This is a genomic window from Methylosinus sp. RM1, assembly GCF_011378635.1.
GTDB lineage: Bacteria > Pseudomonadota > Alphaproteobacteria > Rhizobiales > Beijerinckiaceae > Methylosinus > Methylosinus sporium.
Map to the genome: position 1 here is coordinate 1 of NZ_WOVC01000030.1, position 22,383 is coordinate 22,383.

Annotated in this window: 18 protein-coding genes and 3 pseudogenes; 17 read left to right on the forward strand and 4 right to left on the reverse strand. The window is 63.2% G+C overall.

Going from position 1 to position 22,383, the window contains the following annotated elements:
- Positions 1-109: 109 nt before the first annotated feature.
- From FMZ75_RS21680 to FMZ75_RS22230, 3 genes and pseudogenes are all read right to left on the reverse strand, one after another.
- Positions 110-389 (reverse strand): annotated as a pseudogene (locus tag FMZ75_RS21680) (IS21 family transposase); the annotation flags it as partial.
- Between the two features lie 211 nt (positions 390-600).
- Positions 601-2,733 (reverse strand): DNA topoisomerase, encoded by a 2,133-nt coding sequence (locus tag FMZ75_RS16650; protein WP_166144336.1) that lies wholly within the window; start codon positions 2,731-2,733, stop codon positions 601-603.
- Positions 2,734-3,067: 334 nt separating this feature from the next.
- Positions 3,068-3,958 carry a MucR family transcriptional regulator gene (locus FMZ75_RS22230; protein WP_370464735.1) on the reverse strand — a complete coding sequence of 297 codons (891 nt, stop codon included), beginning with the start codon at positions 3,956-3,958 and terminating at the stop codon, positions 3,068-3,070.
- On the opposite strand from FMZ75_RS22230, the gene FMZ75_RS16660 reads away from it, so the two are divergent.
- The 17 genes and pseudogenes from FMZ75_RS16660 to FMZ75_RS16735 all read left to right on the forward strand — a co-directional run bounded on the left by FMZ75_RS16660 (position 3,908) and on the right by FMZ75_RS16735 (position 20,187).
- The gene (locus FMZ75_RS16660; protein ID WP_166144339.1) at positions 3,908-4,885 is read left to right on the forward strand and encodes an ArdC family protein; all 978 of its coding nucleotides are present in this window, start codon (positions 3,908-3,910) and stop codon (positions 4,883-4,885) included. The two genes, FMZ75_RS22230 and FMZ75_RS16660, sit on opposite strands and share 51 nt — an antisense overlap.
- Positions 4,882-5,355, forward strand: a complete 474-nt coding sequence (locus FMZ75_RS21375; RefSeq protein WP_207783483.1) for a hypothetical protein — start codon at positions 4,882-4,884, stop codon at positions 5,353-5,355. The genes FMZ75_RS16660 and FMZ75_RS21375 overlap by 4 nt, the downstream gene beginning before the upstream one ends.
- Positions 5,356-5,367: 12 nt before the next feature.
- Positions 5,368-5,919 (forward strand): annotated as a pseudogene (locus FMZ75_RS21380) (phosphoadenosine phosphosulfate reductase family protein); the annotation flags it as partial.
- A 63-nt stretch (positions 5,920-5,982) separates the two neighbouring features.
- Positions 5,983-6,417: a hypothetical protein gene (locus tag FMZ75_RS16670; RefSeq protein ID WP_166144343.1), complete on the forward strand. Its 435-nt coding sequence runs from the start codon at positions 5,983-5,985 to the stop codon at positions 6,415-6,417.
- A 214-nt stretch (positions 6,418-6,631) separates the two neighbouring features.
- Positions 6,632-6,958: a hypothetical protein gene (locus tag FMZ75_RS16675; protein ID WP_166144346.1), complete on the forward strand. Its 327-nt coding sequence runs from the start codon at positions 6,632-6,634 to the stop codon at positions 6,956-6,958.
- Between the two features lie 105 nt (positions 6,959-7,063).
- Positions 7,064-12,121: a DEAD/DEAH box helicase family protein gene (locus FMZ75_RS16680; protein ID WP_166144349.1), complete on the forward strand. Its 5,058-nt coding sequence runs from the start codon at positions 7,064-7,066 to the stop codon at positions 12,119-12,121.
- Positions 12,122-12,679: 558 nt separating this feature from the next.
- Positions 12,680-12,920 (forward strand): annotated as a pseudogene (locus FMZ75_RS16685) (DUF3363 domain-containing protein); the annotation flags it as partial.
- 77 nt (positions 12,921-12,997) lie between these two features.
- Complete coding sequence (locus tag FMZ75_RS16690; RefSeq protein ID WP_166144352.1) at positions 12,998-13,582, forward strand: TetR/AcrR family transcriptional regulator; 585 nt, start codon at positions 12,998-13,000, stop codon at positions 13,580-13,582.
- A 61-nt stretch (positions 13,583-13,643) separates the two neighbouring features.
- Positions 13,644-14,510 carry an NAD(P)-dependent oxidoreductase gene (locus FMZ75_RS16695; protein ID WP_166144355.1) on the forward strand — a complete coding sequence of 289 codons (867 nt, stop codon included), beginning with the start codon at positions 13,644-13,646 and terminating at the stop codon, positions 14,508-14,510.
- Positions 14,507-15,733 carry an MFS transporter gene (locus FMZ75_RS16700; RefSeq protein WP_246729030.1) on the forward strand — a complete coding sequence of 409 codons (1,227 nt, stop codon included), beginning with the start codon at positions 14,507-14,509 and terminating at the stop codon, positions 15,731-15,733. The genes FMZ75_RS16695 and FMZ75_RS16700 overlap by 4 nt, the downstream gene beginning before the upstream one ends.
- Positions 15,734-15,847: 114 nt before the next feature.
- The gene (locus FMZ75_RS16705; protein ID WP_370464736.1) at positions 15,848-16,267 is read left to right on the forward strand and encodes a LysR family transcriptional regulator; all 420 of its coding nucleotides are present in this window, start codon (positions 15,848-15,850) and stop codon (positions 16,265-16,267) included.
- 238 nt (positions 16,268-16,505) lie between these two features.
- The gene (locus FMZ75_RS16710) at positions 16,506-18,170 is read left to right on the forward strand and encodes a ParB N-terminal domain-containing protein (RefSeq protein ID WP_166144361.1); all 1,665 of its coding nucleotides are present in this window, start codon (positions 16,506-16,508) and stop codon (positions 18,168-18,170) included.
- Between the two features lie 276 nt (positions 18,171-18,446).
- A complete protein-coding gene (locus FMZ75_RS16715; protein ID WP_166144363.1) occupies positions 18,447-18,725 on the forward strand; it encodes a hypothetical protein in 279 nt (92 codons plus the stop codon).
- 98 nt (positions 18,726-18,823) lie between these two features.
- The gene (locus tag FMZ75_RS16720; RefSeq protein ID WP_166144366.1) at positions 18,824-19,000 is read left to right on the forward strand and encodes a hypothetical protein; all 177 of its coding nucleotides are present in this window, start codon (positions 18,824-18,826) and stop codon (positions 18,998-19,000) included.
- A gap of 24 nt (positions 19,001-19,024) precedes the next feature.
- Positions 19,025-19,345: a hypothetical protein gene (locus FMZ75_RS16725; RefSeq protein WP_207783485.1), complete on the forward strand. Its 321-nt coding sequence runs from the start codon at positions 19,025-19,027 to the stop codon at positions 19,343-19,345.
- Between the two features lie 140 nt (positions 19,346-19,485).
- Positions 19,486-19,734: a hypothetical protein gene (locus FMZ75_RS16730; RefSeq protein WP_166144369.1), complete on the forward strand. Its 249-nt coding sequence runs from the start codon at positions 19,486-19,488 to the stop codon at positions 19,732-19,734.
- 45 nt (positions 19,735-19,779) lie between these two features.
- Positions 19,780-20,187, forward strand: coding sequence for a hypothetical protein (locus FMZ75_RS16735; RefSeq protein ID WP_166144372.1), 408 nt, complete (start codon positions 19,780-19,782; stop codon positions 20,185-20,187).
- A 1,020-nt stretch (positions 20,188-21,207) separates the two neighbouring features.
- Here FMZ75_RS16735 and FMZ75_RS21685 read toward each other — a convergent pair.
- Entirely contained in the window at positions 21,208-21,810 is a 603-nt protein-coding gene (locus FMZ75_RS21685) for a BPSL0067 family protein (RefSeq protein WP_370464738.1), read from the reverse strand.
- Between the last annotated feature and the right edge of the window lie 573 nt (positions 21,811-22,383).

A 22,383-nucleotide genomic window follows, 5' to 3' on the forward strand; every position in this document is an offset into this window, starting at 1 on the left:
CGCAAAATCCCGATGATCTGCTCTTCCGTGAACCGTTTCTTCTTCATCGTGTCCGTCCTGCAATCGGCCGGACTCTAATCGATGCTGGGGGGATTTTTCAGGGGCACGTCAGCCGCAAGACCTGAACGAACTCGCGCTTTCCTCGCCGTCCCATGCGCGCCTCCATCGGCCGACGCAGATCAGCGAGCGCATCCGGCAGGGCCCAGCCCTGCAACAGAGCCGCCTGGTCCAGAGTGTTAGGCTTGTGCTCGAGAAGGGCCAGATAGTGGCGTGGCTCGAAAACAAAGTCGTCTTTGCTATAGACCGACCGCTTGCCGCGTGACCAGGGCGCCCTCGCAGAAAATGGCCGCCTCGTCGACGAAGCCTTTCACCAGAACGTCGCGGAAGCCATCCGGCGCTTCTACGTCCGATCGACCGGATCGAGAAGATCCAGGCGTTGGTTTTCCTTAATCGGCAGAAAATCCTGCGGTTTCTCGATCAGCATCTGTGAGACGGCGGTCTGCCGGCAAGTGCGGAGATGAGGAACGCCGCCGCCCCATGAACGGGCCGACTCGACGCTCCGTTCGCGCCTTGCCGAAAAGGAAAATGGACGAGCAAGCGCTATCTCGCGTGCTCATCCAGAAACCTGCGGCAGGCGTCGAAATCCCGCAGATACGCTTCAGGCAGTTTCACTTTTCTGGCGCGCGCGAGATTTTGCGCATAGGCGACCATCTTGTCGGTCGGCGCTTTTGATCGCCTGGCGCATGGGTCGTCGACACTTTCGGCCGAGGCGATTGATTTCGCCTTCGACGTACGACGGCGCGGACTCGCGCTCGCGCTTTTCGCCGCGCCGGAACGGTCATCCTGTGGGCTTCGGCGTCGACGCCCTGACCGACGCGCCGGCGCCGAAATGGTCAGATCGACTTTTCCAGTCGATTTTTCGACCAGCGCTTCGATCAATTCGCGAGCAGCCGCGGCGATGCCGTCGATGACTGCCTGATAATCCGCCTTTCCGGTGAGGACCTCGTCGAGGCGCATCTCCCAAAGAGCGGTCGTGGCGGGGTCGACGAGCGCAGGCGCGGCGCCGCGCAAGAGTTCGAACAGTTGCAATCCAGCCGGAGTCGGCAGCACGAGCTTACCATCCGTGGTCAGCAAATTTTGCCGCTTCAATCCCTTGATGATTTCTGCACGGGTCGCCGGCGTGCCGATCCCCTTGGCCTCCTTCAGGCGGTCCCGAAGCGCGGCGTCTTCGACGAAGCGCCACGCATTTTGCATCGCATCCACCAGCGTCCCTTCGTTATAACGAGGCGGCGGTTGCGTTCTCTTTGCTTCGACCCGCGTGTCGGAAAGGCTTGCGCTCTGGCCGTCGCAGAGTGAGGGCAGCGTTTGCTCCATCTCTGTCTCGACGTCCGGATCGATCGCCTGATAGACGGCCTTCCACCCGAGCCTGAGCGGAATGCGCCCAATGGCGCGGAACTCCGCTGCAATCTGGCTCGGAACCGGCACGGTCATTGTGACGACGGTCTGGCGATATTCGTAATCGGGCATCACCGCGGCCAGATAAGAACGGCAGATGAGCGCGAACAGCCGCTTTTCGTCCTCGTCGAGGCGCGTCAATCGGGCTTCGAGATCGTCGAGAACATTGACATTCGGAACGACCGCATGATGCGACACGCCTTCCAGCGCCTTGTCGCAGAAATGGCCGGACTTGCCGCGTCGGACCACGGGAGCGGCGATTTCCAGTCGTGCGAAGCCGCGCAGGCGCGTGAGCGCAGCGACGATCGCCGGGACGTCGCCGATCTGATTTTCGCTCAGATAGCGCGCTTCCGCCCGCGGATAGGTGATCAGCTTCTTGCCCTCGCCGTCGTAGAGCGCCTGCGCCACGGACAAAGTCTTGTCGGCCGTCCATCCCCAGCGCTGGCCGCACGTCTTCTGCAAAGACGGAAGATCGAAGAGACGCGGCGGCGCCTGACGCTTTTCGTCGATCAGGACGCCGAGGGGCCCTTTATGGCCGCCGGCGGCATTGGCGATCGTCTCGGCCTGGGCGCGCTCCTTGATCCGCATCTTGGGCGGCGGAGCGTGACGCATCAGAAAGCTGCCGCCCTCGACGGTCGCGGTGGCGACGACCTCGAAATAATCCTCGGGCCGGAAACTGCGGATTTCCAATTCGCGGAGGCAGACGATCGCCAAAGTCGGCGTCTTCACCCGACCAATCCCGATCACGCCCCGAACCCCGGGCGAGAGCAAGGTCTTCGTCGCGGTCCGCGTGAGCGACAAATTGAAGATCTGGTCGGCCTGCTGGCGCGCCACCGCCGCCTCATAGAGCGGACGCATCTCGGCGTTGGGTTTCAGCCGAGCGAAGGCCTGCTGGAGCGTCTTCGGGTCCTGAGCCGTAAACAGGGCCCGCCGCACACGTCCGCGATAGCCGAGGTGGTCGAGGATTTCCTGGCCGATCAGTTGACCCTCGCGGTCGCAGTCCGTCGCCAATATGACGTCGTCACATGCGGAGAGCGCCGACGCTATGGCCCTGAGCTTCGCCGGCTTATTGCCTCGCGCGACCACGCGGGTCGGATAGAGCCCATCCGGCTCGAGGACGACGCAGGACCAATTCTTCCAGGCGGGGTTGATCTCTTCGGGTTCGGCCAGACGAAGGAGATGGCCTTCGGCGGGCAGAATCTGCCCGAAGCGAGCGCCGAGAGCCGCGCGGAGATCTTTCGCCTGACTGGCCTTTTCCGTGATGATCAGTGTCGCCATGCGTCACGCCGAATCGGAGAGGTTTTCAGCGTAGCGCAATAAGGAGAACAAATAAAGAACTCAGCCGGGGCGATTTCCTGGAGTAGAGCCTCTCTCGGCGCTCGGGATGACCGGCCGGGCCAATCCGATGGCTACGGAAGTAGCCCCTACCCCACGCGGTCGGTCGAGGCGAGCAGCAATATTTCTTTCGAAAATCTGCGATGCGCCGTCATGGCTGCGTTCCATTTCTGGAATCTCCGTACGCATGCCGAACAGACGTCATCCGAATCGAGGACACGCGATTGCGACCAACAGCGCATTTCGGATCCGTTAACAGCGCCCCGAAAATCTCCGATTAAACCTTCTTCTTCGCCGAACGTCCACGTTTCGCCGGCGCGGTGGCGGCGGTCTTTGGGCTCGACACAGTCTTTGAGCGAAGCCGGCCGAGCCCGAGAGACTTCGCCATTTCCGATCGCTGCGCCGCATAATTTGGCGCGACCATGGGATAGTCGGTAGGAAGGCCCCACTTCGCCCGATACTCCTCCGGACTCATTCCGAGCGCCCTCAAATGGCGTCGAAGCGATCTGAAGCTCTTCCCGTCTTCGAGACATATGATGAAATCGGGCGTGACCGACTTGCGGATCGAAACAGCCGGCTCTCGCTTCGCCACCGGCGTCGTTGTATCGATTGGAGCTTTGCCGAGAGTTTCCAGCGCTCCGCGCACAGCATGGATCAGCGACGGCAGGTTCCCGATCGGCAGGGAATTATTCGCGACGAAAGCGGCGACGACCTCGGCCGCGAGCGTGGTCGAGCGAGAGGGTTCTGTCTCGGAAGCCGTCATTCGAATTTTCCTCGAAGTCCATGACGAATGAGATTTCGTAACTATTGGCCGCTCCTCGACACCAGCGCAAGCGCTTTCAGCGACTTTTCCTTGGGGAGGGATCGAATGGACTGCTCCTCGTCTCGCCGAGCGTCTTCGGCCCCGTGATAATCGGCGCATCCAGAAAACACCGACAGCCGAAGCAAAAAGAAGATCGAAAAGCGCGAAGCGCTGTTCCCGCATGCGCGTCCGCCGCCGCAAGGGTGAAGGCGCGCGCGCCCGTTCTCGCCGCGAGCGGCGAGTCCTCCCTTGCCCCGGCGGCCGTGATGCGGGGCGTGGGATTTCGTTCCGAAACCTGAAGCGGAGACGAATCCCATGAATAACAACATGAAGAGCAATGGACGCGCGTCCGCGCGTCGCGATCATTACCAAGACGTCACGGACCGCATCGTCGCTGCTCTCGAAGCGGGCACGGCTCCCTGGCGCAGGCACTGGGATCCCGAAAAATCGGGCGGATCGCTCTCACCGATAAACGCCGTCACGGGGCGTCGCTATCACGGGATCAACGTCCTCTTGCTCGGCTTGTCGCAATTCTCCTTCGAGAGTCGCGATCCTCGTTTTTGCAGCTACAAGCAAGCGAAGGAAAGAGGCTGGCAAGTGCGCGCCGGCGAGAAGGGCACGACCGTCTATTTCTACAAGCAACTGCGGGTCGAAGATCGCGACGCTCCCGCGGATGGCGAGGAGCATACGCGCAACATTCCGTTACTTCGCGCCTACACGGTTTTCAACGGCTCGCAGATCGACGGCATTCCCGAGTTCGTGCCCCCGACGATCGAGGAAGCTCCCTGGCGCCGCTTCGAAGCAGCGGACATCATCATGCGCAACAGCGGCGCCATCATCCATATTGGCGGCGATCGCGCCTTCTATCGTCCGTCCACCGATAGCATTCATTTGCCGCCGAAAAGCGCGTTCCGCTCGCCGGAAGGGCTCGCTGTGGTCGAGATCCATGAGCTTTGCCACTGGACTGCGGCGCCGAGCCGCTTGAACCGCGATCTGACAGGAGTATTCGGCTCCGCAAAATACGCATTCGAAGAACTTATCGCTGATATAGCGAGTTGTCTCGTCAACACGGAACTCGGGTTGCCGACGGACATAGAGAACCACGCGAGCTATGTGGCATTTTGGGCAGCGCGACTCCAGAGCGACAAGCGCGAAATATTTCGCGCCGCCGCCGCGGCGCAGAAGGCGGCCGACTATTGCCTCGCCTTTCATCCGGACTTCGCGGAAAGCCAAAGCGACCCGGATGAAGAGGAGTCCGCCGTTGGCGACGCGCCCCTCGTCGAGGCCGCGTGATCGTCATGACACGCGCCATATCGACGAACTCCGCAGGCGGCGAGCATCCGAATGCTCGCTCTCGCCCCGAATCCTCCACTGCTCCTGATCTGACGAGCTACGACTACATCTTGATTGCGGCATCGGGAGGCAAGGACTCGGTAGGAGCACTCCTTCATCTCATCGATGAAGGAGTCGATCCCGCTCGTGTCGAGTTGCATCATCACGACGTCGACGGTCGCGGGCCGCCGACGTTCGATTGGCCGATCACCGCCGGCTATTGCCGAGCGATCGCCGAGGCCTTCGATGTTCCGCTCTACTTCTCATGGCGCGACGGAGGCTTGCGCCGCGAGATGTTGCGCGAGGGCGAACCCACCGCCTGCGTGACGTTCGAGACTGCGGATGGAAGCGTCACGACCGTCGGCGGTCTCGGCAATCCTGGCACGCGTCTGCGCTTCCCCCAGGTCACGGCCGATTTGCGGCTTCGCTAATGCAGCTCCGTCGCGAAGATCGACGTGATGCGAAGCATGATCTGCAATTCGCCCCGCTTCCTCGGCGAGCGCGCCGAGGAGAGCCCGGCGAGGGCGCGCTATGCGACCTTCGAGCCGCATCGCACCGATACGCGTTGCGGAACCCGCCGGCGTCGTCACGTCGACCATTGGCGTCCGATCCACGGCTTGCAGGAACGACAAGTCTGGGATCTGCTCCGACGTCACGGCGTCGTTCCGCATGTCGCCTATCAACTCGGCTTTGGACGCGTCTCCTGCATACATTGCATCTTCGCGTCGCCCGACCAGTTGGCGACGGTCAGATGGATGGCGCCGGAACGCTTCGAGACGATCGCCGAATACGAACGACGCTTCGGCTGCACCGTCAAACGCGACGCTCCCCTCCATACCGTCGCCGATCGCGGCAGACCCTATCCGGCCGCGCTGGCTCGGTCGGATCTCGTGCAGCTCGCACTGTCCGCGTTTTGGTCGGCGGCGATACTCACATCCTCCGAGCGCTGGCGCCTGCCCGCCGGCGCCTTCGGCGACGCCGCCGGTCCCGGCTGAATTCCGCAGTTCTCGACTTCCCTTTTCACAATCCGCATCTCGCTTCACAGAGGAGACATCGACATGTCCCGCTCCTACACGCATTTTTCCTGCGTTCTTCCACTCGGCCGTTTAGAATTCGTCCCTCCGGCCATTGCTCTCTATGAGCAATATGCGGACGAGCTCGACGCGAGATTTGAGCGCGTCTGCTTCACGGTGAAAGCCAGCGACGCCGATAGAGGATGTCTTCGCATCGTGTCGGGCGACGACGGCGATCCCGAACAAGTGATTGCATTCGTTCAGCGCTGTGCGAGGACGTTCGGATTGACCGGCCTATGGGGTTTCCATTGGAGTCAGGGCTGCGTGTTCCCCTCGTTCGACGCCTTCGGCGGCGCGGCTTGCCTGCTCGATCTCGGCGCGCAGCGCGTCGTCGACAGGATCGATTGTCGGCGCTGGATCTCGGAACGTATCGAGCGCGACACGAGACCGGCGGCGCGACTCGTTCGGCACCATTCATGACGCCGATTCATAGGTCCGAAAAGGAGAAAACCGAAAAGCAGAAGCAGAAAGGAATGCGTTACCGCGAACGAACGGCCGCCGCAAAGGGTGGGGTCGCTCCGGCCGCTTCGCTGGGCCGGATCGATCCCGGCGCACGAGGCGCCGCCTTTGCCCCAGCCGTTCGTCCTCGGTTCGGGATCGGGGTCTTCGAGAAGAAGATCGAGAGGAGACTCCGATGCGACAGATCAGCACGAATGGATCCGAAACTCGCGACGCCGCCACTGCGGCGGCGTTCGGCCCCGACGCCTTCGACCACGACGCGGCGCGCCGCGACGGCTGGGTCATATCCGATTGCGGCAGCTATCGCGACGGCGCGCCTCGCATCGAGCTGCAGAAGTTCGATAATCCGCAAGAAGGCCCCCCGAGATTCCACGACGACAGAGAGGCCTGGTCCCATGTCGTCGCGCGTGCGCGCGCCTGCTCCGCGCTTCACATGAAAGCGCTCGACCTCGTCGATCGACGCGAGCGCGTCGCTATCGAAGCCGCCTTCGGACCCTGGTGAGTCCGCCGCGACGCGACCTCTCCTTCGAACATTCGTCCCACTGCCCATGCCCGGCCGCCAAGCGCGCGCCGGGCTTTTTCGTGCTCGCCTAAAGGAATTCTCGTCATGGCCAAGGACAGCAATCAGCTGACGCTTTCTCTGTTCGATTCCACCAGCCTCGCCGGCGGCTTGACGCTCGACGGCGGAAGTTTTCGCCCATCGACCGATGTCCCCGAAGAAGACGAAACGCCGGCCGTCCTTGCGCCGCCTGCCATCCCCGCCCAGGACTTCGTGCTTCGCTGCGACCGCCAGCTCGCCCACGGCTGGAAGGCCCGCGCCGCCGACAATCTCGCCGCCATCCGGCTGGCGTTTGAAATCGAGGCTGAAAAGCGCAACGCGACTTCGGAGGAGCAGGACGTCCTGAGCCGCTTCGTCGGCTTCGGTGCGCGCGACCTCGCCGATATGATGTTCCGGCGCGCCGGCGAGACCTTCACTGAGGGCTGGGAGGATCTCGGCGAGGAGCTGGAGCGGCTCGTCCCGCGCGAAGAGCTGGCGAGCCTCGCCCGCGCCACGCAATATGCCCATTACACGCCCGAGTTCATCATCCGCGCCATCTGGCGCGCGGTCCAGCGCATGGGCTTTGCCGGCGGCTCGATCCTGGAGCCCGGATGCGGGACGGGCCTGTTCTTCTCCCTCATCCCCGAAGGCCTCATCGGCAAATCGAGCCTCACCGGCGTCGAGATGGACGCCACCACCGCGCGGATCGCCGCTCAGCTGTTTCCGAACGCCTGGATCCGGCGCGAAGACTTCACCAAGGCCCGCCTCTCCGAGAACTTCGACCTCGTCATCGGCAATCCGCCGTTCAGCGATCGGCGCGCGCGTCTCGACGGAGCCGAGCGCCTCGACCTTTCGCTGCATGATTATTTCATCGCGCGGTCGATCGAACGGCTGAAGCCGGGCGGTCTCGCCGCCTTCGTCACCAGCCGCTGGACCATGGACAAGGTCGACGACAAGGCGCGCGCCCATATCGCCGGCATGGCCGATCTCGTCGGCGCGATCCGGCTTCCCGAGGGAGCCATGAACGCCGCCGCCGGAACCGACGTCGTCGTCGACATTCTGTTCCTGCAGAGGCGCCCCCCCGACCAGGAGCCCGCCGGCGCGGCATGGGATGGCCTCGCCGAAGCGGTCCCCGCCGAGGATGGCGAGGAGGCTCTCTCGATCAATCGGTATTTCATCGATCATCCAGAGATGGTCATGGGGCTCCACGCCCGGACCAGCAGCGCCTATGGCCCGACCTACACCTGCCTGCGAAAGGACCGCGCCGCGCTCGACGTCGAGATCGACGCCGCCGTTTCGCGCCTGCCGCGCGGAATCCATCAGCCGAGCGAGCCATCGGCCGCGACGGCGCCGAGCCGGACCGCCCTTCGCGTCGGGACCGCAGCCGAAGGCGCGACGATCAAGGAGGGCAGCTTCGTCATCGTCGACGACGCGCTGATGCAGATCATCGACGGCGCGCCGCGTAAGATCGAAATCCGCGGCGGCAAGGGAGGCGAAGGCATTCCCGCAAAGCACGCCCGCATCATTCGCACGCTCATTCCGATCCGGGACGCCATTCGCGAGGTCCTGCGCGCCCAAGAGGCCAACGAGCCCTGGGGTCCGGCCCAGACGCGCCTGCGCATCGCCTACAACAGCTTCCTGCGCAATTTCGGAGCGATCAATCTCACCACCATCACCGAGACGACGGACCCGAAGACCGGCGAGGCGCGCGAGACGCAGCGCCGCCCCAATCTCCAGCCCTTCCTCGACGACCCCGACGTCTGGCTCGTCGCCTCGATCGAAGATTACGACGTCGAGACCGGCGAGGCGAAGAAGGGGCCGATCTTCTCCGAGCGCGTGCTGCATCCGCCGGCGACGCCGACGATCGAGAGCGCGGCCGACGCCCTCGCCGTCACCCTGCACGAACTCGGCCACGTCGACATCGACCGCATCGCCGACCTCCTCGGCCGCTCGCGCGACGAAGCGCTCGCCGAGCTCGGGGATCGCGTCTTCCTTGATCCTCAGACCACGATCGAAGGCCTCGAAAGCTGGCAGACCGCCGACGCCTATCTGTCCGGCCCAGTGCGCACCAAGCTCGCGGCCGCGATCGTCGCGGCCGAGCGAGATCCGCGCTATCGGCGCAATGTCGAGGCGCTCGGCCCCGTCCAGCCCGAGGATCTGAAGCCCTCGGATATTTCCGCGCGGCTCGGCGCGCCCTGGATCCCGACCGCCGATGTCACCGCCTTCGTCGCCGATGTCATCGGCGTGGAGGCCTCGATCCGCCACACCGTCGAGATCGCCTCCTGGACCGTCGAGCTCTCCGCCTTCTCGGGCCGCGCCGAGGCGACCTCCGAATGGGGCACGGCGCGCCGCAACGCCGGCCTGCTGCTCGGCGACGCGCTCAATTCGTCGATCCCGCAAATCTATGACGTCTGGAAGGAGGACGGCCGAGAACGGCGCGAGTTGAACGCCGCCGAGACCGAGGCGGCCAAGGAGAAGCTCGCCAAGATCAAGACCGCCTTCGAGCGCTGGGTCTGGACCAATGTCGAGCGGGCCGAGCGTCTCACCCGCATCTACAACGACCAGTTCAACAATCTGGTCCCGCGGCACTTCGACGGAGGCCATCTGCAGCTCCCCGGCGCGAGCAGCGTCATCAAATTCTACGATCACCAGAAGCGCGCCATCTGGCGCATCATCAGCGCCGGCAAGACCTATATCGCCCATTCGGTCGGCGCCGGAAAGACCTTCACCATCGCCGCCGCCATCATGGAGCAGAAGCGGCTCGGCCTGGTCGCCAAGGCGATGCTGGTCGTTCCCGGTCATTGCCTGGCGCAGGCCAGCCGCGAATTCCTCCTGCTCTATCCGAACGCCCGCATTCTGGTCGCCGACGAGACGAATTTCTCCAAGGACAAGCGCCAGCGCTTCCTCGCTCGCGCCGCCACGGCGCAGTGGGACTGCATCATCATCACCCACAGCGCCTTCAAATTCGTGCCGGCGCCCGCCGCCTTCGAGCAGGCGCTCATTCAGAACCATCTCGCCAGCTATTCCGAATTGCTGGAGAAGATCGACGGTGACGACCGCATCTCGCGCAAGCGCATCGAACGGATGAAGGAAGGCCTGGAAGCCAAGCTCGAAGCCTTGCAGAGCCGCAAGGACGATCTTCTGACCATCGGCGAGATGGGCGTCGACCAGCTCATCGTCGACGAGGCGCAGGAGTTTCGCAAGCTCTCCTTCGCCACCAATATGACGAGCCTGAAGGGCGTCGATCCCGACGGCTCGCAGCGCGCCTGGGACCTCTTCGTCAAATCCCGCTTCGTCGACGAGAAGAACCCCGGGCGGGCGCTTCTCCTCGCCTCGGGCACGCCGATCACCAATACGCTCGGCGAGATGTTCACCCTGCAGCGCTTCATGCAGCCGGAGGCGCTCGAAGAGCGGGGCATTCACGAGTTCGACGCCTGGGCTGCGACCTTCGGCGAGACGCGGACAGAACTCGAGCTGCAGCCGTCCGGGCTCTTCAAGCCGGTTACGCGCTTTTCGGAATTCGTCAATGTCGCCGACCTCATGGCCATGTATCGCTCGGTCGCCGATGTCGTGCTCAAATCGGACCTGCGTCATTATCTGCGTCTGCCGAGCGTCAAAGGCGGCAAGCGCCAGATCGTCACGGCCGAGCCGACCGCCGCTTTCAAGTCCTATCAGAAAGTTCTCGCCGAGCGCATCGCCGTCATCGAGAAGCGCAAGGGCAAGCCCGAGAAGGGCGACGACATTCTCCTCTCCGTCATCACCGACGGCCGTCACGCCGCCATCGATCTGCGCTTCGTACTGCCCGGCCACGCCAATGAGGACGGCAACAAGCTCAACGCCCTGATCGACAATGTCTATCGTATTTGGCGCGAGACCTCCGACCGCCGCTACACGAGGGCCGACGGCGTCCCCTACCTTTTGCCCGGCGCCGCGCAGATGATCTTCTCCGATCTCGGCACGCTCAATGTGGAGGCGACGCGCGGCTTCTCGGCCTACCGCTGGATCAAGTCGCGCCTCGTCGCGCTCGGCGTCCCCGCCGAGCAGATCGCCTTCATGCAGGATTACAAGAAGTCGAGCGCCAAGCAGCGTCTCTTCCAGGACATCAACGCCGGCAAGACCCGCATCGTCATCGGATCGTCCGACACGATGGGCACCGGCGTCAACGCCCAGCGCCGTCTGGTCGCCCTCCATCACCTCGATGTTCCGTGGCTCCCCTCGCAGATCGAGCAGCGCGAAGGCCGTATCGAGCGCCAGGGCAACGAGAATGAGGAGATCGAGCTCTACGCCTACGCCACCAAGGGCAGCGTCGACGCCACGGGCTGGCAATTGCTCGAACGGAAGGCCCGCTTCATCGAGATGGCCATGTCCGGCGACCGCAGCATCCGCCGGCTGGAGGACGCCGGATCGCAGGTCAATCAATTTGCCATGGCGAAGGCCATTGCATCGGGCGATCCGAGGCTCATGCAGAAGGCCGGGCTCGAAGCCGAGATCGCGCGCCTGGAGCGCCTGCGCGACGCGCATTTCGACGATCAATACGCCGTCCGTCGCACGATCTCCTCGACCGAGGCCTCGCTCCGTCACGCCAAAAAGCGGATCGACGAGATCGAGCAGGACATCGCCAGGCGAATCCCGACCCGCGGCGACGCCTTCCGCATGGAGGTGAACGGCGAGCGCTTCGTCGAACGCAAGGACGCCGGCGCCGCCCTGCTCAAGAACATCCGCGCCAGGGAGTTCGAAGGCAAGGGCGGCGACTGGCGCGTGGCCAATATCGGCGGCTTCGATTTGTCCGTGACGGCAAGATCCGTCGAGCGCCAGAAGCTCGCTGAGGTCGAGCTGACGATGCAGCGCGCCGGCAAGTATCTCGACATCGAATATTCGCACGATCTGACGCCGCTCGGCGTCATCTCCCGCCTCGAATATTGCCTCTCTCGCTTTGAAGTGGAGTTGGCCGAGCAGAAGCGCACCGCCCACGACGCCGCCGAACGCCTCCCGGCCTTTCGCCGGCGCCTCGATGAAGCTTTCGCCTACGAAGACGAGCTCGACATGAAACGCGACGAGCTGGCGGCGCTCGACGCCTCGCTCGCCGCGAATGACGACGGCAAGTCCGAAGCCCCCTCTGCGGCCTGACGCGCGGACCTTCGGCGCAGGCTGGTCGGAGCCTCTCGGCGCGGGCGATCCCATGGAGCCCGCATCGCCACGCGCCGCGCCCGCGCCATTCCTATCAGGAGACCTTCGATGCTCCCGACCGCAATTATTCGATCTCTCCGAATACCGCAACTGACGGCTGCGGACTTCATGCCGACTAAGTTCCATTTCGGCCGACGACAAGGCCTGGTTCGCTGTCAAATTTCATTGGATCGGAACCCCAGCTTTGCATTGAATAAGGCCGCCCTCTGGAGACACGGGTGAACCGCCGATTTTGGCGTGACGGAGGGAGGTGTGCCAGGCATGGGCATCGAATTGGAGGTGAAAGTCCTTCGTGGGGCGAGTTGGTAGCAACCACGAGCGGAGGGCAACTGCGCGTCCGCGAGGGCGGGTGGGGAAGAAGCCCAGCGGCGAACCGCAGCACCGAACGAGCAGTGAACTCCTCAACAGGCCGGTCCAGCCGGGTCAGCGTGCCTCTGAGCGCGACGCCCGAAATCCAATCGAGGGTGGGGCGGTAAAAGGAGCGGCGGCGGGACACCCGCAGAAGCCGGGCAGCCGTTCAACCGCGCAGGTGGCGGCGATTATGTCGCGGGCGCCTATCGCCAGCGCCTCACGCTCGCCTCCGGCCGCTTCGCCGTGATCGATGACGGCATGGGGGTTCCAGCTCGTGCTGTGGACGCCCTCCCTGGAAAAGCAGCTCGGCAAACACGTCTCCGGCGTCGCCCGCGACGATGGCGGCATCGACTGGAGCTTCGGCCGCAAGCGGGGGCTCGGTCGATGATTATTCAGCTTGCCCCATTGACGCGATCGCTCAGACGCATTTATGGTATGATCGTTCAATAATAATGGTACAGCGCAATGGCACGTCCCCGCGAGTTCGATGAAGACCGTGTCCTCGACGCCGTGATGGAGACGTTCTGGCGCAACGGTTATGAGGGAACATCGGCGCAGAATCTTGTCGATGCGACGGGGCTAGGACGCGGCAGCCTTTACGCCGCCTATGCCAGCAAGGACGGACTCTTTGAGCAGGCGCTCCGTCGTTATCAGCGGAACGCACAGGCCCATGTCGATCGTCTTCGCAACACGGCGTCTCCGATCGGCGGCCTGCGCGCCCTGATGACCGACATCATCGAAGCGGATCTGGATCGGTTGGAAAAGCGCGGCTGCCTTGCGACGAACATGGCGATCGAGATGGCTGGTCGTGATCCGCACGCGGCCGATCTCGTTCGGCAGAATTTTGCCATCCTTCTACGCGGTATCGAGGAAACGATCCGGCGTGCGCAAGGTCAGGGACAGATTTCGCCGGACAACGATGCCGCGGCGCTGGCGCTTTTCGTCTTCAACGCGGTGCAGGGGCTGCGTGTGCTGGCCAGAACCACGACGCCCGACGATCGAGACCGTCTCTACGCCATCATCGACCAGACGATCAGGGCATTGAACTGACCCCCCTTTTTTGCCTCGTTCTGGAACGAAAATTACATAATTCTCAAAACAGGAGATCCGCATGACAGACCACAGCACAGCCCGGACCGTCGCCATTCTCGGTACGGGCATCATCGGCGGCGCCGTGGCGCGCAATCTCGCCCGGAAGGGCTTCGCCGTGCGCGCCTGGAACCGCACGCCGGAGAAGGCGCGGGCGCTTGCCGCAGACGGCGTCGCATCATTTGACGATGCCGTCGAGGCGGTCTGCGGCGCGACGGTCATCGTCACCGTGCTGAAGGATGGTCCGGCCGTGAGCGAGGCGATGACCGCGGCACAGGCGGGCCTCGCAACGGCCGCCGTCTGGCTCCAACTCAGCACCGTTGGCGTCGAGGCGAACGAGACGCTCGTCCGGTTCGCCGACGATCACGGTCTCGTCTTTTACGATGCCCCGGTGCTCGGCACGCGCCAGCCTGCCGAGCAGGGGCAGTTGACCATCATCGCCTCCGGCCCGGAAGGCGAACGCGACACCGCCCGAGCCGTCTTCGATGCGATCGCCCAGCGCACCCTCTGGGTGTCCGGGACGCCGGGCGCCAGCAGCCGGCTGAAGCTTGCATTGAACGCCTATGTCTTCGCGCTGACGCACGGCACGGCGGAAACGCTCGCCATCGCCAAGGCGCTCGGCGTCGATCCGGCCCTGGTGGTCGAGGCCATCACGGGCGGCCCGCTCGACAGCGGTTACTTTCGCGCAAAAGGCGCCGCGATGCTGAAGGGGGACTTTGCGACCAGCTTCTCGGTCGAGAATGGCGCGAAGGACACGCGGCTCGTCATTGATGCGCTTGCCGGGACGGGCATGCGGGCCGATCTCGCCGAGGCGGGCCTGTCCCGGTTCGAGCGCGCCATCGCCGAAGCTCATGGCGACAAGGATATCGCCGCGACCTTTCTTGTATGAAGGACGTGCCGATGTCCGCCCACCTATCCGCCGTGGTCGAAGAGCGTGTCGCGCCTGGCCATCTTCCCATCGGTCGCCTGCTTGCCTTCACGGTCGCGGGCTTTCTCGCCATCATGACCGAGACGATGCCTGCCGGTCTGTTACAACAGATCGGCAGCGGCCTCGGTGTGTCTGAGGCGATGGCCGGGCAGACGGTAACGCTCTACGCGCTCGGCTCCGTCGTCGCCGCGATCCCCGTGATTGCCGCGACGCGGAGCTGGAACCGCCGCCCACTGTTCCTGCTCGCCATTGCCGGACTGCTGATTTTCAATAGCGTAACAGCGCTCTCCACCCATTACGGCCTGACGCTGGTCGCACGTTTCGTCGCCGGCATGGCCGCCGGTATCGTTTGGGGGCTCGTCGCGGGCTATGCCCGGCGTCTTGCTCCACCGCATCTTCAGGGGCGGGCGCTGGCGATCGTCGGCGTCGGACAGCCAATCGCGCTTTCGCTCGGCGTCCCGCTGGGCGCCTGGCTCGGCACGCTCGCCGACTGGCGACTGGTGTTCTGGGCGATGTCTGCGGCCGCGCTGATCCTGCTCGCTTGGGTTCGGCTCGGCGTACCCGATTTCCCTGGTCAATCGCAGGACAAGCGGCTGTCGATCTGCCGTGTCTTCGCCCTCCCCGGCATTCGTCCGGTCCTGTTGGTGCTGCTTGCGTGGATTTTCGCGCACAATATCCTCTACACCTATGTCTCGCCTTTCCTTGCTGCGACCGGGGCGACCATGCGCGTCGATGAGGCTTTGCTCGTGTTTGGCATAGCCTCGATTGCCGGGATTTGGGGGACGGGACTATTGGTGGATCGCCATCTGCGCGGCGCCACCCTTCTAAGCCTTGCCGTCTTCGCCATTGCGGCGACGCTGCTCACGTCCGCGCACGGATCGTCCTTCATGATGCTGGCTGGGATCGGACTTTGGGGCGCGACTTTCGGAGGTGCGCCAACCTTGCTTCAGACGGCGCTGGCCGACTGCGCCGACGAACATGCCGATGTTGCACAGTCAATCCTCGTAACCGTTTTCAATCTGGCTGTGGCGGTAGGCGGTCTCGCGGGGGGGCTGGCGGTCGATCATCTTGGCGCTGCCTTCCTCCCGGGGCTCGTGGCGCCGCTCGCGTTGATCGCGCTGGGGACGACGTGGCAGGCACGGACGCACGGCTTCCGGCCCGGTCCAAGGGACGCTGGAATATGACGCCAAAGTCCGACCGCCCCGAAACGAGTCCCTACGCCTCCCGACAAGCGGCGTGAGCTGCGTCAGGGATGGCGAAGAGGATCGACGTCGAGCTTCGCCATCTCTCCTACGTCGTTGCCGCTGCGGAGCTTCCGCAGAGCCGGAATGGCGCTCGATGTTTCCCCGTCCGCAATAAGCCGTCGCATTCGCGATTTGGAGGATCGGATCTTCGAGCACTTCTTTTTGGATTTGGAAACGAAGGCAGAATTCCTCGAACAAACGCTGAAATGGCCATGTTTTGGCTCCGCGGAATTTACATTTTGCGACGTGGAGATCGTCGCCCAATCGCGGATCACGACGGCGAACCTTCTCGCGATCATAAAGGCGCAGCGCGACAGTGACGTCACTCGTCGAGAGCGCGAGTTGCTCGAGCGTCTGAAAGCCAAATACGAGCCGATGCCTCGACCAGATGCGCGACCCGACCAGGCGCCGCCGACAGCGCCCGAGCCGTCGACGGTCCTGCGCCAAGGATCGCGATTTGAATTCTCCGAATGAACGGCAGTCCTCCTCGCGCCGATCGTCGAGGATAGGGGTGCGCCGAGCGGAACAAACACGAAAATCGGGATGAAGAAAAAAGGTGATCTGCCCCATGCGCGCCGTCGCCGCAAGAGTGCGTCGCTCCGCTCCCGCGCGTGCCGCGCGCCCTTGCCCCGCCGTCCGCGATCGGGGCGTTCGATCCTCGTCTTCGAGAAGAAGATCGGCAATTTGTAAAAGCGAAGAGGAGATCATCGCCATGGAACTGCATCATGTCGACCCGCGCAATCTCAAGCCCAATCCCAGCAATCCCCGGCGCGTCGCTCCCAGCGAGCATGCCGATCGGCAGATGATCGCCAATATCAAGGCGACCGGCATCACGCAGCCGCCCGTGGTGCGTCCCGACGGCGACGGTCTCGTCATCGTCGCCGGCCATGGGCGCGTGCGCGCCGCCATCGGAGCCGGCTTGAATGAAATTCTCGTCCTCGTCCGCGGCCCCGACGACGGCGCCGACAATCTCCGCGCGCTCTCCGAGAACGTCGTCCGCGTTCAGATGTCGCCGGTCGACCAATGGCGCACGATCGAAGCGCTCATTTCGGACCATTGGACGGAAGAGGCGATCGGCGGCGCTCTCGCCCTGCCCGTGCGGACGATCAAGAAATTGCGCTTGCTCGCCAATATCCATCCGGACATGCTCGACCAGATCGCCAAGGGCGACATGCCGCAGGAAAGTCATCTGCGCACCATCGCCGCCGCCGGCGCCGACGAGCAGGCTTCCGTCTGGAAGAAGCATAAGCCGAAGAAGGGCCAAGAGACGGTCATTTGGCACGAAGTCGCTCGCGCCCTGACCAAGCGGCGTCTTTACGCCAAGATCGCGAAATTCGGTCCCGACGAAGAGCAGGCCTTCGGCATCGTGTGGGAGGACGATCTGTTCGAGCAGGGCGATCAGGACAACCGCTATACCACGCAGGTCGAGGCGTTCTTCGCCGCGCAGGCCGCATGGGTCGAATCCAATCTCCCGAAAAATGGGGTCGTTTTGCAAATTGACGAATACGGCCAGGGCAAGCTGCCGCCGAAGGCCGAGCGCAATTGGGGGCAGCCGAGAAAGAGCGACACGATCGGCCGCTACGTCGACACCCGCGACGGATCGGTGAAGGAAATCATCTTCCGCATGCCCAAGGCGGAGCCGAAGAAGGGAAAGACTGCAGCCTCCGGCAACGGCGTCGAGACGCTCTCCGAGCCCGCGCGTACTCGTCCTGAGATCACGCAAAAGGGTCTCGCGATCATCGGCGATTTCCGCACCGACGCCCTCGTCCGAGCGCTCGCGGAAAACGAGATCGACGATTTCACGCTTCTCGGTCTGCTCGTCGTCGCCTTCGCCGCCGACAATGTCGATGTGAAAGCCAGCGGCTACTCCTCGCGCCTGCGTCGAGGTCTCGCGCATCGGCTCGCCAATGAGGGACGCATCACCCAGGACGCCGCCCTCGTTCGGAAGGCGGCGCGCGACATGCTGGCACATGTGCTCAACTGCCGCCCCGGCTATCATTCGAGCGGCGTCGTTGCGCGCCTGGTCGGAGACGCGATCGGCGCGGATGCACATCTACCCAATATGGCGACGGACGATTTTCTGTCGTCGCTTTCGAAGGCTGCGCTCGAAAAGGCCGCCGCGCAGCACTCCGTGCTGCCGCGTCCGCGCGCCAAGGAGACGCGGGCCGCTCTCATCGAGCACGTCTCCGGGGGAACCTACATTCTTCCCGCCGCGCGCTTCGCCCTCTCCGAGGAGGAGATCGCGAGCGAGATGACCCGGGCGACCGAAGGCGCCGAGGATGATGACGGAAATGTCGACGGCCCCGATCCCGAGATCGGCGCCTCCGACGAGGATCCCGATCCCGAAGAGGATCACCAAGCGGAGGAATTCGCCTGAGCGCAGCGACGGCGCGGCCGGATTCAAGCCGGCCGCGTCCATGTCGAGGTAGCCGTCGAGGAAGGGAGCTCCGACCATGTACGCCTTTCAATTCCAGGATGGGAGCTGGCGCATCGACTCCTTGACCAACAGCCGATCGCCCCGTCCTCAGCCGAGGACTGAGGGCTACGATCTCTTTGAAACGTCCTACCTCAGCCGCCGCGACGCGGATGCGGCGATCGAGAAAATTCGCGCGCTCGTGTCCGACGACTCTCGACCCAATCATGAGGAACCCCGATGAAATCGAAATTCATCACGGAACACGATCTCGCCACGCTCGCCAATATCTGCCGCGTCGCGGCGGAGCGCTTCAAGGATCATGAAGCCGAATTCCGCAAGCTGGCGGCCGCTCCCCCGACGCCGGAGACGAAATCGCTGCTCCCGACGGGAGACGCGGCATTGCGGCTCGCCGACCAGTTCGCGCTTCAGGCAGGAGAAGCAGCCGCCTTCGCGAGTCTGTTCGACCGCAGCGAACCGTTCACAATTCGGCATTCCCGCGCCGAGGCCGAGGACTAACCGAAATCGAAGGAAGCCCGACGATGGATGCGATACTGCAAATTGCGGCGCGATGGCGCGCTCCACTTCTGAAACGCGTTCCCAAGTCCGAGAGACCGATGAATGCGCAAGATTGCATTCGCGTCTATAACGAGTCGCCGCGTATCGTCGCCGTGCAATTTCGGTTCGGCGACAGTTTCGGACACGCGAGTCTCACCTTCGACGAGACACGAGACCTCGTTCGCATTCTCACGGAGGCGACCGAGATCACGGCGCAAAGCCCCGCGCGTTCATAGCCGTTCGACCTATGGAGAGCCCGAATGCCGACCTACCGCATCCTTCTCGTCGAAGAGCAGGTGGAAAGCGACTGCGCAGAATTCAAAGTCGCCGCTTCCACGGCCCGAGACGGCGCAAAAATCCTCGTCGGCGCCCATGCTCGCGCACGGGAAAAATCGTCCAATTGTGTCTCCCTGCCTGACGGGCAGAGCGCCCGCCTCGAACCCGACAATCTCGTTCGAACGCGCGTCTATTGCGTGTTGCTGGACGACGACGGCAACGAAGTCGAGAAAATCGACCTCAATACGCCAGCCTCTCCTGCTCAATCGCCATCCAAGACGACATCGGAGGAAGATGGCCAATGATGTGGCGTTGTCATCCCACCATCCATAGCCACCACGACAGGATCTTCAGGGCCGCCTGATCGTGCATGAGAGCGACATGGTGGTCAATCCCGTTCTCTCGGCCTGGCCCATTCAGTAGGCCGGTTCCAGGAGACTCGAAGATGGCCAGGACACACGTCGATGTCACCGCCGAAATATTCCGCAGCACCACGAGCATCGCGCATCTGGCGCAATTCGCCTTCGACGGCGAAGACAGCGAAAAGATGACCGTCGAATACGCCATGAGCCTGATCGAAAGAAATTGGTCCTTCGAAATCGATCACGCGAAGACCCAAATCGAATGCGGCGTCGGCGTTCGAGTCGCTTTCAAAGATGGTTCCGTTCTTCGTGTCGGCGCCTGGGCGGACTGACACGGAGGACTTCCGACGGAACGCCTCTAGCTTTGGAGATACGAAATGATTCGACAATATTATGCACAGCGCCGTCAGGGCGGCGACAATCCGAAGGGCGTCGGCGTCATCGCCGTCGGATCCATCTACTATCTGCAGAACGACTCCTATTGGCGCGACCGATTTCGCGGGATGCCTGTGTGCCGCGATCCCTGGATTGTTTTGGCGTTTTTGAATGGCGTCGTCGCCGCCTCCCGCCGCAGCGTCACCACCGGCAAATGGGAAGACGTCTTTGTGAGCGGCCGCTCCGATCTCGCGCTCGTGCGGTCCCTCCGCGATGGGCGCATCCGCAAGATCGCCGTCCGCACCCTGATCCTTCACGACGATCTCGGCATGTGCAAGCAAGCGACGGTCTATCCGACCCTGCCGCGATTGTCACATCGCAATTTGCCGCTTCGACCTATCGCCGCGTAATGGGGATATGCCCGGCGCTGGCGACTAGAATCGGACGCAGAGGGCGCCGGAGTGTGTCGAGAATGCGTCCCCTCGAAGCTCTCTTGATTTGCGAGCCTCAAACGATCCCGAGTTCATTCACCGCGCAGAAGAGTCGAGTGCGGCGCCGTCCGCTCATGTTGCGACAGATTCATGCCTGGGACTTGGGATTCCAAAGCTTCGCTTCGCTCTCTCGCACTTCTGTCGAATAGTCGCGCCAAATCGTCGCTCACGCGAGAAGTAGGATGAATGAATGGCGCGTCGAGCATACGCCCTCGAATTGCGCTCGGGCCGTCCAACAGAAGCACGACAATGCCGGCGACAGCGCCTCCCAGCGCACCCGCTCCGATCGCTATCGAAAGGGCGTCCGCAAGCAATCCGACGAGAGAGCTCGAAACCCCACTTACGTTCAGATGAAGACGTGACGCCGACGATTCCTTATTCATGAAAGGCTCCCGAATTGCAGTGCGGCCGCTCCAAGATCGTCCGCACTGCAACGGTGCGGCCCACATGCGCGAATTGGGAGTCGGCCGTTCGGGAAAATTCACGCTCGATCGATAATACGTCCGCTCGCGGTGAAAAGATTCGCGCGACCGGGAAATGCCTCGCATCTCCCGGCCGCGTACGCGCAATTGTCTATCGGCGAAATGCCGCGCCGCCTTGAAGGCTCACTTGCAAGTGACGAAGAGACCAGAGCGGCCATTCCTCAATACGCAATCGTTCGTACCTTCCGGCAAAACTATTTTTTCCTTTTGTCCGCTTGCATAGCGACACAAAACGCTCACGGGCCGCTTTGCCCTTCGCAAGTTATGCCAGCCTTGTTCTATCAAATTGTCGGGCCATTTGCCGGTCGGCCGATAGGACTCGCTGTCGGGAGGTTGGTACCCCGGAGGATCATACGACCCTTCAATTACCTCGATTCCACTCAAGTTTCCCTTGCAAGGCGCGAACGCGTGAGCGATCCCCGGCGCCATCAGCAACAACGACAAATATGCGGCTATCTTAGTGAGAGACGACATAGAATTGGCTCCCTGATTCGTATGCGTTATGCGTCGTCCAACCGATCGTTCTTACGCTCGCCGGATGATCCACCCACTGATCCATGACTTGAATGCCTTGGTCGTTCTGACCGAGGTAAATCGCCGTGTGGCTTTGGCCCGGCGTGTTCGTGTAGGTTCCGTCTTCACCGAATGTCGCGATTACGGTCCCTTCGGGAATGTCGGTCGCCCCCTGAACACGCTCTCCTGGAACCCAGGTCGACGTGAGGCCGACGTCCGACGTCGCTTGCGCCAGCGCGACGCACTGACCACTTCCGACGCTCTGGCCATTGTATTGGCTGTAGTCGGTCGCGATCGAGCCCGAGCCAATTCCGCCGTCGCCATTATAGCCCTGGCCGCCGCCATTTCCTCCTCCTCCTCCTCCTCCTCCGTTCCCGCCACCTGTATCCGTTCCGCCGGTCGGATAGCTGAAATTCGGCGCTCCCTTCTCGCGATAGGTCGGGATCACCGCCGCGGGCAATCCACGTTCGACGACGGGGGTGGGGTCCGACCGTGCCGGCGCCGTCCCCAAGAGCGGCCATCCAGCGACCGCCGCCAGCGCCGTCACGATCAATCGGCATGAGTCGCCGCGTCGACTGCGCCGACCGCCATTTCCTCCACCTCCGTCGCGCGGAGGGGACACATTCATCTTTCGCAACATGAGACCTCCTTTTGCAGAAGGCTCTCAACATTGCTCCCCTCGGCGCGAATGTGAAATTCCTGTCAACCGCGAATTCGCCGTCACGGATCTTCGTGAGTGTGTCGTCGCCGCGCCTTTGGCAATCACCGACAGCGAGGGCTCCCGGCTGCGGAGACCGGCCGCCGCTCCTTCGGGCGCGCCGCAGCGTAGCCCCTGCGAGATGCGAGGAATTTTGAAAAAGGGAAGAATGAAGAATCGAAATCGAGCGAGAAGCCGAAAGCCCGATTGCACGCCGGCGTTTTACAGCCGTCTTCGAGTCCTTCGGCTCCAGGCGCCGCAGAATTTTCCCCTGTCCGCGCCGCCCCGCCTCGAACGGCGGGGCTCCCCCGCGCGGACATTCCCCGCGGATCAAAATTCAGCGGCTCCAGGAGCTCAGCGCTGAAGCTCGACCTCCGGCCTTCCGGCCGGAGGCTCCGGCTCGTCTTTCCGGCTGTTCGTGAA